This window comes from Streptococcus loxodontisalivarius, from assembly GCF_016908645.1.
Taxonomy (GTDB): domain Bacteria; phylum Bacillota; class Bacilli; order Lactobacillales; family Streptococcaceae; genus Streptococcus; species Streptococcus loxodontisalivarius.
Map to the genome: position 1 here is coordinate 1 of NZ_JAFBEH010000005.1, position 17,491 is coordinate 17,491.

Consider the following 17,491-nt stretch of genomic DNA (forward strand, 5'->3'; position numbering starts at 1 on the left):
AACGGCGCTTTTTGAGACGGATAAGGATCTTGTAGCCCACCATTTCGAGGTAAGGAATCTTGCATGGCTTCTGGAAATCGTACTTAGCCATGTCACCTTGGCAGCTAGGACATTGTGGCGCATCATAATCTAATTTAGCATAAAAGACTTTGTGAGTTGGGAACTTGTCAAAATCTTTTTCAAAAGTGATGTTTGGGTCTTTAATATCGAGCGAGTCTTTGATATAATCTACTTGTTCCATATGAATCTTTCTAATGATGGTTTTGTCGCTTTTCATTATAAGTCATGTGGGACTTTTTTTCTACACTCAAAAAGCCCTACAATCTCCTAGGTGGATTTACCCACTACAGAAATTATAGAGCCAAGAAAAACACCTATCAGTTTTATCCGATAGGTGATATTTTTTATTTGATATTTTGTCGAGGTGCCCAAGCACTTTCGATATTGTATTTTTTACGGAAGAAGTATTGTCCAACGAGGACGATAGCTCCAAGTACGATACTAAAGATGCTTGAAACGGTGATGTTGATTGATGATGGAATGAGGGCTGTAAGACCGAAAAGGAGCATCCAGAGAATCAACATAACAAACATGATTAGGATAGTTTTGAGGAATCCGACACGTTGTTCAGTGTATTGGAAACGGTAGATGTAATGATAGCTTCCGTACATAACAGCACCACCACCGAAACCGAGGACGAGAAGTGTTAGGATACCGTACTGTGGGTAATTTGTGCTCACTAGACTGAGGAGTCCAGTTACAAGGGCGAAAAGCCCAAAGAGCCAAAGTGAAGTATTGAGCCACATACGCCATGGTGTTGTATCTTTTTCGCTAACTTCTGCCGCCTTATCTGATTCTTTTGGAGTAAATGCTGCCGCCCAGACAGTTGGTGCACCTAGAGCAGTACGGGCAGGGATGCCTTTTTCTTGATTTTCAAGAATAGTTGGCAGAGCTTCTTCAAGAATGGTTTTGATTTCTTGGTCGGTTTTACCGTCACGGATAAGTTGGTGGGTTGCGATATTGATAAACTCTTGGTTTTTCTTAGTAAGGTTTTGTAAATCCATTTGGAACTCCTGTAATATATAGTAAATGATGATTAATTAGTCGCAAGTGATTAGTAGGGATAAAAAGAAATATTGTATAAACAAGTGCATTAAGCAATTGTAAACGAATCGCAGTGGTTGAGTGGGCTCTAATTCGTTGATGAATCAACTGTGCGGAGGTGAGACGTCGAAATCAAATTTCTTCGAAATTACCGATTTCTGTCTCACTCTCAGAACCAGCGTTTTCTGAAGAAATAGATGACAACACATGATGAGCCAAGTGCAGCGATGAGAACGATAATCCAAAAGGCATTTGGAATACCGTTGAATGGCATGGTATTGTCCTTAAAGTTCATACCGTAGGCAGAGAAGACCACGGTCGGAATATCCAGTGCCATGGTCATGAGGGCTAGGGTTTTCATGATGGTGTTCTGATTGTTTGAGATGATTGAGGCAGATGTCTCAGTCATGACATTCAAGACATTTTCATAAATACTTGCCATCTCAATGGCCTGTTGGGTCTCGATGATGGTATCTTCAAGCAGGTCTTCGTCTTCGATGTATTTTTTGAGACTAGAAGTGCTGGAAGAGAGTTTTTTGACGATTCGCTCATTGATTTTTAGAGAAGCCTTCAGATAAATGATTGACTTCTCCAACTCCATCATGTCGATCAGTTGCTCATTTCGTGTGGCATCTTCAAGTTGTGCCTCGATTTTATCACTTTGTCGGTCGATAGAACGGAGGGCTGTCAGGAAGAGCTCTGCATTTCGATAGAGTAATTGAAAAACAAAGCGGGTCTTCATAAAGGTGTAGAAGTTGCGAATGCGTCGGTTGAGGAAATTGTCAAAGAGGCTGAGCTCCTGAAGACAAGTGGTGATAACGACATTTTCAGCTACGATGATACCCAGAGGGATAGTGACGTAGTAGCTCTTGTTGTTGCGCTCCTCGTAAGTGGGAACGTCAACGATGATAAGCGTGTAGTCGTCTTCTACCGTGACACGAGACATTTCTTCCAAGTCGAGCGGGGCACGAAGGTCGGTGATGTCGATGTTAAAGCGTTCAGCGACACGGACAGACTCTTCCTGGGAAGGGTTTACCAGATTGATCCAAGCGCCAGGCTCGAATGTTTCGATATCTTTGAAATCTGTTGCAGTTGACAAATACATCTGCTTCATAGGAAAACCCTCCTTACTCGATATTAGTGCCTGAGACACATACCATACTATTATACTATAATTGTCAAGTTTTGTGGACGTTAAAGAGGAGAAAATTTGCTATAATAAGGTATTGAAAATAAAGTGTCAGAGCCAATAGTGATGGCTTTTTGTCATGTAGAAAGGAAATGTTCTGCCAAATCCTCGCTTTGAAATCCTGCTCTAGCAGACAAAAATGTAAGAGACCTTAATCTTTAATGCTTTGGTTTCGGTTTGATGTATTATAGAAAGGATTAGAACACGCCCTAAAAACTCGGAATTTAGATAAATCGCCTTGTGTGCAAGCACCCTGCGTTGATTTCCTAAAATTCAGTCGTTTTTTACGGGCTTTGTATCATTTGTTATGCAAGATAAGTTAGTTATTCATGGGGCTCGTGCCCATAATTTGAAAAATATTGATGTGGAGATTCCTAGGGATAAGTTGGTTGTTGTGACTGGTTTGTCTGGTTCTGGGAAGTCTTCTTTGGCTTTTGATACCATTTATGCGGAAGGGCAGCGCCGCTATGTGGAGAGTTTGTCTGCCTATGCGCGTCAGTTTTTGGGAAATATGGAAAAGCCTGATGTAGATTCCATTGATGGTCTTAGCCCTGCTATTTCCATCGACCAAAAAACGACCAGTAAAAATCCTCGTTCAACGGTAGGAACAGCGACGGAAATCAATGATTACCTGCGTCTGCTCTATGCACGTGTGGGTGTGCCTTACTGTATCAATGGGCATGGGGCTATTGCGGCTTCTTCTGTTGAGCAGATTGTTGATGAGGTTTTGGAATTGCCTGAGCGTACACGTATGCAGATTTTGGCGCCAGTGATTCGTCGTAAAAAAGGGCAACACAAGGGTATCTTTGAGAAGGTTCAAAAGGACGGTTATGTTCGTGTCCGTGTGGATGGTGAGATTTATGATGTCTCTGAAGTTCCTGAACTGTCTAAGAGCAAGATGCACAATATCGAGGTTGTCGTTGACCGTTTGGTTAATAAAGAGGGCATTCGTTCTCGTCTTTTCGACTCAGTTGAGGCAGCTCTGCGTTTGGCAGATGGCTATCTGATTATCGATACCATGGACGGCAACGAGTTGCTCTACTCTGAGCATTATTCATGTCCTGTCTGCGGTTTCACAGTGCCTGAGCTTGAGCCTCGTCTCTTCTCTTTCAATGCGCCATTTGGCTCATGCCCAACCTGCGATGGTTTGGGAATGAAGTTGGAAGTTGACTTGGACTTGGTTGTACCTGATGCGACGAAGACTCTGGCAGAGGGTGCCATTGCCCCTTGGAATCCAATCTCTTCAAACTACTATCCACAGATGCTTGAGCAAGCCATGACTCAGTTTGCTGTGCCTATGGACAAGCCTTGGCAAGACTTGACTGATGAGGAGAAAAATCTGGTCCTCTACGGTTCAGATGATAAAGAGTTCCATTTCCACTATGAAAATGAGTTCGGTGGTGTGCGTGACATCGACATTCCATTCGAGGGTGTGGTATCCAACATCAACCGTCGCTACCACGAGACCAACAGCGACTACACTCGTAATGTCATGCGTGCCTACATGAACGAGTTGACCTGTGTGACCTGCCACGGCTATCGCCTCAATGATGCTGCGCTATCAGTCCGTGTCGGTGGTGAATCAGGTCTTCATATCGGACAGATTTCAGATCTTTCTATTGAAGATCATCTAGACCTTGTGTCTAAGCTAGAGCTTGGGCAGAATGACGAATTGATTGCCCGTCCAATCCTCAAAGAAATCATTGACCGCTTGACCTTCCTTAATAATGTTGGTTTGAATTATTTGACCCTTTCTCGTACAGCTGGAACTCTTTCTGGTGGAGAGAGTCAGCGTATCCGTTTGGCGACTCAGATTGGGTCAAACTTGAGCGGTGTTCTCTATGTCTTGGATGAGCCATCGATTGGTCTTCATCAGCGTGACAATGACCGCTTGATTTCCAGCCTTAAGAAGATGCGTGATTTAGGAAATACGCTTATCGTGGTTGAACATGATGAGGATACCATGCGTGAAGCTGACTGGCTAATTGATGTAGGTCCAGGTGCAGGTGCCTTTGGTGGACAAATTATGGCATCAGGGACACCTGAGGAGGTCGCTGCTAATAAGAACTCCATCACAGGTCAGTACCTTTCAGGTCAAAAGAGCATCCCTGTTCCAGTAGAAAGACGTGCTGGTAACGGCAGATTCCTTGAAGTCAAGGGAGCGACTGAAAACAACCTCAAGAATGTGGATGCCAAGTTCCCGCTAGGCAAGTTCGTAGCTGTGACGGGTGTGTCTGGTTCTGGTAAGTCAACCTTGGTCAACGCTATTTTGAAAAAAGCTATCGCTCAAAAGCTTAACCGTAATTCGGACAAGCCTGGTAAACACAAGGAAGTCACAGGGATTGAGCATATTGAACGTTTGATTGATATTGACCAGAGTCCGATTGGGCGTACGCCTCGTTCAAATCCAGCTACCTACACAGGAGTCTTTGACGATATTCGTGACCTCTTTGCTCAGACCAATGAAGCTAAGATTCGTGGTTATAAGAAGGGGCGTTTCTCCTTTAATGTCAAGGGTGGACGTTGCGAAGCCTGTTCTGGAGATGGGATCATCAAGATTGAGATGCACTTCCTTCCTGATGTTTACGTGCCGTGTGAAGTCTGCCACGGAACACGATACAATTCGGAGACCCTAGAAGTTCGCTACAAGGATAAAAATATCGCTGAAATCTTGGACATGACTGTTGATGATGCGGTAGAATTCTTTGCTGCTATTCCTAAGATAGCTCGTAAGGTGCAGACTATCAAGGATGTAGGTCTGGGTTATGTGACACTCGGTCAGCCAGCCACAACCCTATCTGGTGGTGAAGCACAGCGTATGAAGCTAGCATCGGAACTTCACAAACGTTCAACTGGTAAGTCCTTCTATATCTTGGACGAGCCGACAACAGGTCTTCACACCGATGACATTTCACGCTTGATTACTGTGCTTAATCGCTTTGTTGATGAGGGAAATACTGTCCTTGTCATCGAGCATAATCTAGATGTCATCAAGACAGCAGACCACATCATCGATCTTGGACCAGAAGGTGGTATCGGCGGTGGAACAATCGTTGCCACAGGAACACCAGAAGAAGTCTCACAAGTAGAAGCAAGCTACACAGGACAGTATCTGAAAACAAAACTATAGTGAATTGAATAAAGGTTAGGGCGTGTTCTCTTCCTTTCTCAATCCACTATAAACAAAGCATAGAAGAGATGAACAGCAGTTTGTCTCTTTTTTTGTCACAAAATACTTGACAAATCGCTTGTTATACTACATACAACAAGGCTTGACTTACCAGCCAAGCCTTTCTAAATAGCAAATTGTTGAGGAGTAGAAAAATGAAGATTTTAGGAAAAGCTGTTGCTGGTAAAATCGCTTCGTTAGTAGTTTTAGTAGCTATTGTGTTGGGAGTTTATTTTTATTTTCAAAATGGCCTTTTTGGTTTGTTTAAAGGGACGAATTCAGTAACCTATAATTTTGTAATCAAGAGATTTAGTCAAAAGACTCAGCTATTAGTAGCTGATGCAGAGGTGGAAACAACTGCAAATCAGACTTTTTCAAATGATAATGTAAAATCTTGGCCAGACTGGACACAAGCTATAACAAAGCTTTTTGTCGGACGAGATATTACAGTTGATATTCCTGTAAAAACAGATTTTAAGCTAGATTTAGCTAATGTTAGCAAAAACGATATTACCATTACTGATAATACAGTAACTTTCAAGAAACCTTTAACTATATATGTTGATTCTCAAGTTGATGGAGAGATTAAAATTCCATCACAGAGTAATGGACTTGTTGATAAGGTAGTTGATGCTGCAACATCAGGTCAAAAGGCACAAGAATTTTTGAGTGAAAAGGGTAATGAAGCGGTTTACGAAACATCTCAAGAATTGATAGAGAAAAAATCTCAGAAAACTATTGAATATGCAGAGAAAGCTTTGGAAGATGTCTTGAATCTCAGCAGTGATCAGACTTTATCTGTCGATTTGAGTGAAGATAGTGTTAAGTTTGTGAATAGTGATAAAAAGTAAAATACATAGTGTGAAAGACTTCTAACTTTTGTTTAGGAGTTTTTCTATTTTTAAACACCCCTGCAAATGTTTGGAATTTTCCGTAAATACTTTTAAATATGAGTCAATCATGGTAAACTTAATGTAATTCTTATAGAATAGGGAGTTTTCATATGTCAGCGATTATTGAAGCACGTTTGAAAAAGGTAGAAGAAAAGCTTGAGGCTAATGGTCTTGATGGGATTATCATTTCTGGTCAGCGTAATGTTTATTATGTGACAGGCTTTTGGGGAACAGAAAGTACGGTTTTTATCGGTCGTAATCGTCGTATTTTCTTAACAGATGCACGTTATACTTTGATTGCTAAGCAGTCTATTACAGCAGAGTTTGAAATTGTTGAGACTCGCTCTGCACTTACTGAAATTATCAAATTGCTAGAAGGTTCTCATCTTAAGACCATTGGTTTTGATGAGCAGGTGACCTATGCAGACTATCAGACTTTGAGTCAGATTTTTCAGGGATTTGACTTGCAAGCGCAGCATTTATTCCTAGAGGATTTGCGTATCATCAAGGATGAGTCAGAGATTGCTGCTATCCGCAAGGCGTGTCAGATTTCAGATAAGGCTTTCATTGATGTTCTAGACTTTATCAAGCCTGGTCAGACGACTGAGATGGCGGTTAATCACTTCCTAGACGCTCGTATGCGTCAATATGGTGCTGAGTGTGCTTCTTTTGAGTTCATCGTGGCATCTGGTTATCGCTCTGCTATGCCCCATGGTGTGGCAAGTGATAAGATTATCCAGTCTGGCGAGACCCTAACCCTTGATTTTGGTTGCTACTATGACCACTATGTCAGCGACATGACACGTACTGTCCATGTGGGTCACGTGACAGATGAAGAGCGTCTGATTTATGAGACTGTTTTGGCGGCAAATCAGGCTTTGATTGATGCTGCTAAGGCTGGTGTGACCTATCGTCAGTTTGACCAGATTCCTCGTCAGTTGATTCAGGATGCTGGTTTTGGAGATTACTTTACCCATGGTATCGGTCACGGTATCGGTCTTGATATCCATGAGTACCCTTATTTTGGGACATCAGATGAGACGATCAAGCCTAACATGGTTCTGACAGACGAGCCAGGGATTTACATTCCTGATAAGTATGGTGTCCGTATCGAAGATGACCTTTTGATTACCGAGGATGGTTGCGAGGTTCTGACGCTGGCGCCAAAAGAATTGATTGTGATTAAGTAGGAGAGGTATGAGATGACAGACAGACTTTCTTGGCAGGATTATTTTATGGCAAATGCAGAGCTGATTTCCAAACGTTCCACTTGCGACCGTGCCTTTGTTGGAGCTGTTTTGGTCAAAAATAATCGCATCATCGCCACAGGTTATAACGGAGGCGTTTCTGAGACAGACAACTGCAATGAAGCAGGGCACTATATGGAAGATGGGCATTGTATCCGAACTGTCCATGCTGAAATGAATGCCCTCATCCAGTGTGCTAAAGAGGGAATTTCAACCAACAATACAGAGATTTATGTGACACATTTCCCTTGTATCAATTGCACCAAGGCCTTACTTCAAGCAGGAATCAAGAAAATCACCTATAAAGCCAATTACCGACCTCATCCATTTGCCATTGAGCTCATGGAGGCAAAAGGAATCGCCTATGTCCAACATGATGTCCCAGAAGTGACGCTGGGCATGGAAGAGTAAAAATAAGAGAGATGAAAAAGAGAATTTTAGTATTTTTAGGATTGGTCATGCTTGGCTTGACCTTTACAATGCCGGTAGATGCCGGTGTAGGTCATACACGAAGTGGGAGTAGCAGTAGAAGCAGTTACCACAGTAGCAATAGGAGTAGCAGTGGAAGTAGTTATAGCGGTAGTAACCGAAGTAGCTATTACAGTAATTCAACAGGTGGCTTTCGTCTTAGTGGTAATAGTTCCGATTATTCGAGCGTATCAGAAAGTGACGACGTAACGACAAGTGCTCTTGCTGGTGTTATACCGTTTATACTAGCTGTTAGTTTTATCGTAACCTTAACTCAAATAATATTTAAACCTAACTGGGATAATTTTGGTTCTAAGGATGAAGAACCTGATTATGAACCAACATATACCAATCCAACTCCAAGCAATAAAATAAGAGAAGTCGATGAAATCAAGATGATTTATCCTGGTTTTGATGAAAATGACTTTATTTCCTATGTCAACAAGCTTTACCTTGATTTGCAGGTAGCCTGGATGAATAAAGATTGGGAGAAGGTTAGAGATTTGGAAACTTCTGGTCTCTTTGAGACGCATGAAAGACAGCTTCAAGACTATATCCGCTCTAATACGACCAATGTCTTGGAGAAAATCAGTATTGAGAATTCTGTTATTCGAAGATTTGATGTGGGAGACAAGTTCGATGTAGTGACAGTCTACTTGTCATCTTATTTGAGAGATTACGTTATTGATGATAAGACTGGCGATATTGTTGAAGGAAATCGCTGGTTGGATCTCTTTACGGTCTATAAATTAGAATTCCTACGTGAAAAAGACTCTGTATTAGCTGCAGATGACTATAGTTCTTGGAAGTTAAACATTTACGAAGTCGTAGACGAAGATGATTTTTATCGTTAATCTTAGCCTGACTTTTTCAATATAGATTCAAATCAATAAACTATTTGAGAAAGCAAGCTATTTGTGATAAAATGAGTTGATAAATAATTTTTACAAAGAGGTAATATAACATGATTGAAGCAAGTAAGCTTAAAGCAGGTATGACTTTTGAAACTGCTGACGGAAAATTGATCAAAGTTTTGGAAGCAAGCCACCACAAACCAGGTAAAGGTAACACTATCATGCGTATGAAATTGCGTGATGTTCGTACAGGTTCAACTTTCGACACAAGCTACCGCCCAGAGGAAAAATTTGAACAAGCAATCATCGAAACTGTACCAGCACAATACCTTTACAAAATGGACGACACAGCTTTCTTCATGAACAACGAAACTTACGATCAATACGAAATTCCAGTTGCAAATGTTGAAAACGAATTGCTTTACATCCTTGAAAACTCAGATGTTAAAATCCAATTCTACGGAATTGAAGTTATCGGTGTTCAAGTACCTACAACAGTTGAATTGACAGTTGCTGAAACACAACCATCAATCAAAGGTGCTACTGTAACAGGTTCAGGTAAACCTGCAACTCTTGAAACAGGTCTTGTTGTTAACGTTCCTGACTTTATCGAAGCAGGTCAAAAACTCGTTATCAATACTGCAGAAGGTACTTACGTTTCACGTGCCTAAAAAGAATCTTTTGTAAGATGTTTCCCAGATAAAGAGAAAGGACATGCTATGACAACAGAAACAATCGGTGATATCGTTATTTCACCACGTGTGCTAGAAGTCATTACTGGCATTGCTGCAACAAAGGTTGACGGTGTTCATTCATTGCACAACAAGACAGTTGCAGACGGTCTTAGCAAGACTGCACTCGGAAAAGGTGTTTACCTTCAGACAGCTGAAGATGGAACAGTCAATGCAGATATCTATGTTTACCTTCAATATGGTGTTAACGTACCATCTGTGGCAATGGCTGTGCAACAAGCTGTAAAATCAGCTGTTTATGATATGGCAGAAGTAGCTATCTCAGAGGTTAATATCCATGTTGCTGGAATCGTGACAGATAAGACACCAAAACCTGATTTGGCAGCCTTGTTTAATGAGGATTTCTTGAATGAGTAAGAGTTTTAAAGATTCAAGACGAGACCTGCGTGAGCGTGCCTTTCAGGCACTCTTTAGCATGGAGTTTGGAGTAGACTTCTTGGAAGCTGCTCAAGCCTCATATGGACATGATAAGGAATTTGAAGAGGACCAAGTGGTAGAAGTACCTGTCTTCCTACTTAACCTTGTTAATGGTGTTCAAGATCATAAAGAAGAATTGGATCAGCTTATTTCTGATAATCTGAAATCAGGTTGGACGCTTGAGCGTTTGACTTTGACAGATAAGACCTTGTTGCGCTTGGGACTCTACGAAATCAAGTATTTCGATGAAACACCAGGACGTGTAGCACTTAATGAGATTATCGAAATCGCTAAAAAGTACTCAGACGAAACATCAGCGAAATTCGTCAATGGACTTTTGAGCCAATTCGTCACAGAAGAAGCATAATAGATGAGTCGAGCCTAGCTCGGCTTTTTTTGATAATCAAAAGAGAGTGGGACAGTAAAACTATCTGGGAGATAGTTTTAGCATTTAATGAAGGAATTCGATTTTGTCAGCAAGTCTTTCTTTTAAGTTGCTGACCTGAAACAGTCCAGTGGACTGTTTCAGGTGGGAAATAAGGAAAGCGTAGCTTTCATCCTCTCCCAACCACTGCGTCTTGCACATCAGACTACACAAATAAGAGGCCAGGGACTTTTTGCCCAGCCTCATACTTCTTTATTCTAGATAGAATCGCCTAAAATGATGCTAACTGGCAGGATATAATCCTTGCTAGTCTTTTCATGGTTGATACGTTTTAAGAGGGTATCAACTAGCAGGCAGGCTATTTCAGCGATAGGTTGTTTGATAGTTGTCAGTTGAGGATAGAAATCCTCGACAAAGCGCGTGCCGTCATAACCGATGATTTTTAAATCATTTGGAATCTGGCAGCCCATCTGTTGGGCGATTTTGATGGTCATAATAGCTGTCAAGTCATCTGAAACAAAGATGCCGTCAGGTTTCTGAGTAGCGATGATAGATTTGATTTCCATCTCTCGACGCATGTTTGACAAACTATTAGGTACCTGGTGAACGCTAGCGCCTTTTAGGTGAAAATTAAAGCCTAATCGACGAAGTCCGGTTGGTGATTCGGAGTTGTCATTACCAGTAATCATGATGATGTTTTGGCAACCAGCCTTTTCTAGAGTTCGCGCAGCCATTTTTCCGCCTTCGAAATTATCGGAAGAAACAATGGGAACGGTAGGTGCCAGATTTCGGTCGAAGGCAACTATTGGGGCTTCAACTTGCTCGTAAACATCGATACCAAGGTTGTGGCTGGATGAGATGATGCCGTCAACCTGATTGGCAGAAAGCATCTCTAAATATTCCTTTTCCTTGATTGGATCGTGTTGACTATTGCAGATGATAGCCTTGTAACCATGCTTGAAGAGTTCAATCTCAAGATGTTCAATCAGCTCAGCATAGAAGATATTTGAGATATTTGGAAAAATCAGACCAATCAACTGAGCTGACTTTCCTTGCAGGCTTCGAGCTAGGTTGTTTGGCTTGTAGTTGAGAGCCTTCATGGCCTTTTCAACTTTTTTGATAGTCTTTTCAGACAGATAACCTTTTTTGTTGATGACGCGAGAGACAGTTGTTGGACTGACTCCTGCGAGTTCAGCAACGTCTGTTAGTTTTGCCACCATAGGCTTAGGCTTTCAATTCAAAGTATGAACCGCTAGCTTGACCTGAAAGTAACTGGATACCAGATTGTCCTTCAAGTGGGAAGACGCGACTTGTAAAGACTTTTTCACCTTTGTTGATGAAGATTTCAATGATTGACTTATCAACGAAGATATTGGCAGTAGCTTCTTGACCAGCGTTAAGGTCGCATTCACGACTTGTACCAAAGTCAGTTGCGTATTGAACACCTGCTTGTGAGCGATCTAGGATAACTTTTCCTGATTCAGTGTCGATAGTCAAGTTGAGACCATTTCCTTTATCATCAGCGAAGAGGCGGAGCTCAGTTTTCGTGTCAGCAGGGATAGTCAATTCGAGCTCGTAGCTATTTTCGGTAGCTACTTTATCTGAGAAGTCTTCTTGAGAATGGCGGAGCTCAGCCATTGCAACGACTGGGTATTGGTAGAGTTTACCATCTTTGATAGAAAGTTCTTTAACCAAACTCATGGCACCTTGGTAATCATATTGGTCAGTTGGGTAGTCAACGTCAGGAAGACCAATCCAGCTAACTGTCAAGACACGACCATCTGGTGCGTTAAAACCTTGTGTTGCATAGGCTTCAAAACCATAATCAAGATTGATGATTTCTGATGCTCCAACAAGGGCAGGTTTTTCTGTGTCAAACGATTGACAGATTTTATAGGTATTTGGATAAATATTGTCATAGTTAAGTTCAGATTTATCTAAACCTTGAGGACTGTATAGAAGGACTGGTTTGTCATCGACGAAGACAAGGTTTGGACACTCGATCATGTATTCTGAACCAGTTCCGCCAAAGTCAAGGTCTCCAACAAGCTCCCACTTGTAGACGTCATTATCTACAGCCTTATAAAGTTTGATAAAACCTTGTTTATCAAGGTTCTGTGCACCTACGATAGCATAAAATTGACCTTTGTAATCGAAAATTTGTGGATCACGGAAGTGTTCTGTAACATCGTCTGGTTGTTGAATGAGGACTTCTTTGAATTTTTCAATATTACCATCCTTGTCCATCCAAGCACCGACTTGAAGTGGATCACGAACCCAGTTTTCATCACGGACATTACCAGTGTAAAATAGGAAGAGTTTATCGCCAACTTGATAGGCAGAACCAGAGTAGGCACCGTGGCTGTCGTTAGCATTATCTGGCTCGAGTGTCACACCAGTTTCTGTAAAGTGAACTAAGTCTTCAGATTCAGTGTGAACCCATTGTTTCAAACCGTGGGCTGCACCAAATGGCCAGTTTTGATAGAAGAGTTGGAATTTTCCATTGAAATATGAAAAACCGTTTGGGTCATTCAAAAGACCTGTCTTTGGCTCTAGGTGGTAGCCAGAGTGCCAAGGTGACTTAGCAACATTTTCAGCGATTTTATTTTTTTCTTCTTGAGTCCAGTCTTGGTAAGGACGGTAACGGACTTCTGTAGGTAGGTTCATTTTAGTGATCTCCTCTAGTCTAATAATATATTAATCTAGTATCTATACTAAACGTTTCCTGTTGAAAAATCAACGATTTAGGTATTAATTTAAAAATTTCTGCAAAACGGTTGACATAAGCTTAAAAAATGCTAAAATAAGAATTGTAGAAAATGTGAAACGCTTTCACAAAAGAAATTACATATTATTTTAAAGGAGTTTTTTGCAAATGGATAACACACAAATTGCAAAAGAAGTGATCGAGGCCCTAGGTGGTCGCGAGAATGTTCGCAGTGTTGCTCACTGTGCGACACGTCTTCGTGTTATGGTTGTTGATGAAGAAAAAATCAACAAGGAAAAAGCTGAGAACATTGAAAAAGTTCAAGGTGCTTTCTTCAACTCAGGTCAATACCAAATCATCTTTGGTACTGGTACTGTTAACAAAATCTATGATGAAGTTGTAGCCTTGGGTCTTCCAACTGCATCTAAGGACGAACAAAAAGCTGAGGCTGCTAAACAAGGTAACTGGCTCCAACGCGCTATCCGTACTTTTGGTGACGTTTTCGTTCCATTGCTTCCAGCAATCGTTGCGACAGGTCTCTTCATGGGTGTTCGTGGTGCAATTGACAATGACACAGTTCTTGGTCTTTTCGGAACAACTCAAAAAGCATTTGAAGCTTCAAATTTCTATATTTACTCAATTGTTCTGACTGATACAGCCTTTGCCTTCTTCCCAGCCCTTATCTGTTGGTCAGCCTTCCGTGTCTTTGGGGGAAATCCACTGATTGGTTTAGTACTTGGTTTGATGATGGTTAATACATCATTGCCAAATGCTTGGGCTGTTGCATCAGGGACTGCTGATCCAATTAAATTTTTCGGATTTATTAAGGTTGTAGGTTATCAAAACTCAGTCCTTCCAGCCTTCTTCGTTGGTTTGATTGGTGCAAAACTTGAGAAGAGATTACATAAGATTATTCCAGATGTTTTGGATTTGCTTTTAGTACCATTCTTGACATTCTTGGTTATGTCTATTTTGGCACTCTTTGTCATTGGTCCAATCTTCCACGAGGTTGAATCTTATGTTAAAATTATTACCAACATTCTCTTGTCATTGCCATTTGGTCTTGGTGGTTTAATCCTTGGTGGTGTTCACCAAGTCATCGTGGTAACAGGTGTTCACCATATCTTCAACTTGATTGAGTCAACATTGGTAAATAGTCAAGGGTCTGACCCATTGAACGCAATTATCACAGCTGCTATGACTGCCCAACTTGGTGCTACTCTTGCAGTTGGTGTAAAAACTAAGGATGCTAAGCTTAAAGCACTTGCTTTCCCAGCGGCACTTTCAGCTAGTCTTGGTATCACTGAGCCAGCTATCTTCGGGGTAAACCTTCGTTTTGGTAAACCATTCATAATGGGTCTTATCGCTGGTGCAGCTGGTGGTTGGTTAGCAAATATTTGGGAGCTTGCAGGGACAAGTTTTGGTGTTACAATTATCCCAGGTACACTCCTCTATTTGAACGGTCAACTTGTTAAGTATGTTATTATGGTACTTGCAACTACAGCACTTGGTTTTGCTTTGACATGGATGTTCGGTTACTCAGAAGATGATTCTGAAAGTGACGAGAATGCTCGTCTTGCCGAAGAAGCACAAACTGGTAATCTTGTTGAAGAAGCACCAGCTACACGTTCAGAAGAAACAATCGTTTCACCACTTGACGGTGAAGCAGTTGAATTGACTTCAGTAAATGATCCAGTATTTGCTTCAGAGGCAATGGGTAAAGGTATCGCTGTTAAACCTAGCGGTGACACAGTTTACTCTCCAGTAGACGGTACTGTACAAATTGCTTTTGAAACAGGTCACGCATACGGAATCAAATCTGATAACGGTGCTGAAATCCTTATCCACATCGGTATTGATACAGTATCCCTTGATGGTAAAGGTTTCAATCAACAAGTTAAGGCTGAACAAAAAGTTAAAGCTGGTGATGTTCTTGGAACATTCGATCGCTCAGTTATCGCTGAAGCTGGTCTTGATGACACAACAATGATCATCGTGACAAATACAGCAGACTACTCAGAAGTAGCCCCAGTTGCATCCGGTTCAGTTGCTAAAGGCGACAAGCTTATCAACGTTAAATAAAAGTATGAAAAGAGTTTGGTTTTCCAAGCTCTTTTTTACTTGATTGAAAAGAAGCAGTGGTATTCTTTGAAAGAATGATGATTAAAAGTTAAAAACAACATGTGATATATGTATAAAATAGTCCAAAATATCATTAGTTAGCAAAATCTTTCATTTGCTTTCAAATCAATTTTGCGATAAAATTATTAAGATAAATTTAAGGAGGATTTTTACTGTAATGGATTATAGTAAAGTAGCTACCGACGTCATCTCTGCCGTTGGTAAGGAAAATCTAATTGCAGGTGCTCACTGTGCGACACGTCTTCGTCTTGTTTTGAAAGACGACAGCAAGGTTGACCAAGCAGCACTTGACAAAAACCCTGATGTTAAGGGGACATTCAAAATCGACGGTCAATATCAAGTTATCATCGGTGCTGGTGATGTTAACCATGTTTATGCTGAATTGATTAAGCAAACAGGATTGAAAGAAGTTTCTACTGATGATTTGAAGCAAATTGCTGCAAACGGTAAAAAACAAAATCCAATCATGGCTTTCATTAAGATCTTGGCAGATATTTTCGTGCCAATCATCCCAGCCCTTGTTGCTGGTGGTCTTTTGATGGCTCTTAACAACATTTTCAAATCAGCAGGCTTGTTCGGTTCTGAGTCACTTATTGCTCAATACCCACAATTCACTGGTTTGTCAAATATGTTGACAGTCCTATCTGATGCACCATTTATTTACCTTCCAGTCTTGATTGGTATTTCAGGTGCTAAACGTTTTGGTGGTAACCAATTCCTCGGTGCTGCCCTTGGATTGATGATGAGCTCACAAGAGTTGAACTCAACAATCGCTACTGCAACTAAGTTTAGCTTGAACTGGGATTTCTTCGGTTGGACAGTACACGCTCAACAATACACATCACAAGTTATCCCAGCCTTGGTTGCTGTTTGGGTAATGTGTGTGGTTGAAAAATGGTTCCGTAAACACCTCAACTCAGCTATCGACTTCACCTTCACACCATTGTTGACAATGTTGATTACAGCCTTCTTGACATTCTCAATCATTGGTCCAGTCTTCGGTACTGTTTCAGAATGGTTGACAACTGGTCTTGTTTGGTTGTATGACACAACTGGTTTCCTTGGTATGGGTATCTTCGGTGCTCTTTACACACCAATCGTTGTAACTGGTCTTCACCAATCATTCCCAGCCTTTGAAACACAATTGATCACTGCCTATAACTCAGGTAAGGGTTCAGGTGACTTCATCTTCGTTGTTGCCTCAATGGCTAACATGGCGCAAGCTGCCGCTGCCTTTGCAGTTTACACATTGACTAAAGATTCAAAAACAAAAGGTCTTTCATCATCAGCTGGTGTGTCTGCCCTTCTTGGTATTACTGAACCAGCCGTCTTTGGTGTTAACCTTAAATACCGTTTCCCATTCTTCTGTGCCTTGGTAGGTTCTGCAGCAGCCGCTGCAATTGCAGGTCTTTGGAAAGTTATCGGTGTTTCTCTTGGTTCAGCTGGTGTACTTGGATTCCTTTCAATCCAAGCACAATCTATCGTCTTCTTTATCATCTGTGAAATCTTGTCATTTGCAATTGCTTTCGCTGTAACATACTTCTACGGTAAAACAAAAGCAGCTGACGTCTTTGCAGCTGAAGCAGCTACTGCAGCAGCAGAAGCTGAGGTTAAAGAAGTGGTTGCTGAAGAAGTACCAAAAGCTGAAGAAAAAGTTGTTGTTGCTGAAACAATCGCTGCGCCACTTGCTGGTGAAGTTGTTGAATTGTCAAGCGTTAATGACCCAGTCTTCTCTTCAGGTGCAATGGGTTCAGGGGCTGCTATCAAACCAAGTGGCAACCAAGTTGTCTCACCAGTAGATGGTACAATTCAAATCGCTTTCCCAACAGGTCACGCTTACGGTATTAAATCTAACGATGGTGTAGAAATTCTTATCCACGTTGGTATCGATACAGTATCACTTGATGGTAAAGGATTCGATGCTAAGGTTGTAGCAGAACAAACTGTTAAAAAAGGTGATATCTTGGCAACCTTTGATAGCTCAGTTATCAAAGAAGCAGGTCTTGATGACACAACAATGGTTATCGTAACAAATACTGCAGAATACGCAGAGGTAACACCAGTTGCTTCAGGTACAGTTGCAGAAGGTGACGATTTCATTTCTGTTAAATAAAGATGTGAGAGTTTAGAATTCCTCAAAAGTTGGACATTTGATCTAACTTGA

Annotated in this window: 15 protein-coding genes; 10 read left to right on the plus strand and 5 right to left on the minus strand. The window is 41.3% G+C overall.

The features are described from left to right. The 3 genes from JOC28_RS01865 to JOC28_RS01875 form a co-directional block, all read right to left on the minus strand. A partial coding sequence (locus tag JOC28_RS01865) for a transposase (RefSeq protein WP_205008947.1) occupies positions 1-241 on the minus strand: 241 nt, incomplete at its 3' end. A gap of 163 nt (positions 242-404) precedes the next feature. Continuing rightward, complete coding sequence (locus JOC28_RS01870; RefSeq protein WP_205008948.1) at positions 405-1,064, minus strand: DUF1129 domain-containing protein; 660 nt, start codon at positions 1,062-1,064, stop codon at positions 405-407. A gap of 209 nt (positions 1,065-1,273) precedes the next feature. Further along, a complete protein-coding gene (locus JOC28_RS01875; protein ID WP_205008949.1) occupies positions 1,274-2,218 on the minus strand; it encodes a magnesium transporter CorA family protein in 945 nt (314 codons plus the stop codon). Between the two features lie 382 nt (positions 2,219-2,600). Between JOC28_RS01875 and uvrA the strand changes: the two genes are divergently transcribed. From uvrA to nusB, 8 genes are all read left to right on the plus strand, one after another. Continuing rightward, the gene (gene uvrA / locus JOC28_RS01880; RefSeq protein ID WP_205008950.1) at positions 2,601-5,423 is read left to right on the plus strand and encodes an excinuclease ABC subunit UvrA; all 2,823 of its coding nucleotides are present in this window, start codon (positions 2,601-2,603) and stop codon (positions 5,421-5,423) included. Between the two features lie 194 nt (positions 5,424-5,617). Continuing rightward, a complete protein-coding gene (locus tag JOC28_RS01885) occupies positions 5,618-6,313 on the plus strand; it encodes a hypothetical protein (RefSeq protein WP_205008951.1) in 696 nt (231 codons plus the stop codon). A 164-nt stretch (positions 6,314-6,477) separates the two neighbouring features. Next, entirely contained in the window at positions 6,478-7,545 is a 1,068-nt protein-coding gene (locus JOC28_RS01890; RefSeq protein WP_338058052.1) for a M24 family metallopeptidase, read from the plus strand. A gap of 12 nt (positions 7,546-7,557) precedes the next feature. Further along, entirely contained in the window at positions 7,558-8,013 is a 456-nt protein-coding gene (locus tag JOC28_RS01895; protein ID WP_205008953.1) for a deoxycytidylate deaminase, read from the plus strand. Positions 8,014-8,024: 11 nt separating this feature from the next. After that, positions 8,025-8,924 (plus strand): Tim44 domain-containing protein, encoded by a 900-nt coding sequence (locus tag JOC28_RS01900; protein ID WP_205008954.1) that lies wholly within the window; start codon positions 8,025-8,027, stop codon positions 8,922-8,924. Positions 8,925-9,034: 110 nt separating this feature from the next. Beyond that, positions 9,035-9,595 (plus strand): elongation factor P, encoded by a 561-nt coding sequence (gene efp, locus JOC28_RS01905; protein ID WP_205008955.1) that lies wholly within the window; start codon positions 9,035-9,037, stop codon positions 9,593-9,595. Between the two features lie 48 nt (positions 9,596-9,643). Beyond that, positions 9,644-10,033: an Asp23/Gls24 family envelope stress response protein gene (locus JOC28_RS01910; RefSeq protein WP_205008956.1), complete on the plus strand. Its 390-nt coding sequence runs from the start codon at positions 9,644-9,646 to the stop codon at positions 10,031-10,033. After that, positions 10,026-10,460 (plus strand): transcription antitermination factor NusB, encoded by a 435-nt coding sequence (nusB, locus tag JOC28_RS01915; RefSeq protein WP_205008957.1) that lies wholly within the window; start codon positions 10,026-10,028, stop codon positions 10,458-10,460. The genes JOC28_RS01910 and nusB overlap by 8 nt, the downstream gene beginning before the upstream one ends. A gap of 275 nt (positions 10,461-10,735) precedes the next feature. Here the strand turns inward: nusB and JOC28_RS01920 are convergent, their stop codons facing one another. Together JOC28_RS01920 and JOC28_RS01925 are read right to left on the minus strand one after the other, a co-directional pair. Next, on the minus strand, positions 10,736-11,698 hold the full coding sequence (locus JOC28_RS01920) for a LacI family DNA-binding transcriptional regulator (protein ID WP_205008958.1): 963 nt from the start codon (positions 11,696-11,698) through the stop codon (positions 10,736-10,738). A gap of 4 nt (positions 11,699-11,702) precedes the next feature. Continuing rightward, entirely contained in the window at positions 11,703-13,145 is a 1,443-nt protein-coding gene (locus JOC28_RS01925) for a sucrose-6-phosphate hydrolase (protein WP_205008959.1), read from the minus strand. A gap of 208 nt (positions 13,146-13,353) precedes the next feature. On the opposite strand from JOC28_RS01925, the gene JOC28_RS01930 reads away from it, so the two are divergent. Both JOC28_RS01930 and JOC28_RS01935 read left to right on the plus strand, forming a co-directional pair. Beyond that, positions 13,354-15,267, plus strand: a complete 1,914-nt coding sequence (locus JOC28_RS01930; protein ID WP_205008960.1) for a sucrose-specific PTS transporter subunit IIBC — start codon at positions 13,354-13,356, stop codon at positions 15,265-15,267. A gap of 217 nt (positions 15,268-15,484) precedes the next feature. After that, complete coding sequence (locus JOC28_RS01935; protein ID WP_205008961.1) at positions 15,485-17,440, plus strand: sucrose-specific PTS transporter subunit IIBC; 1,956 nt, start codon at positions 15,485-15,487, stop codon at positions 17,438-17,440. The last annotated feature ends 51 nt before the right edge of the window (positions 17,441-17,491 follow it).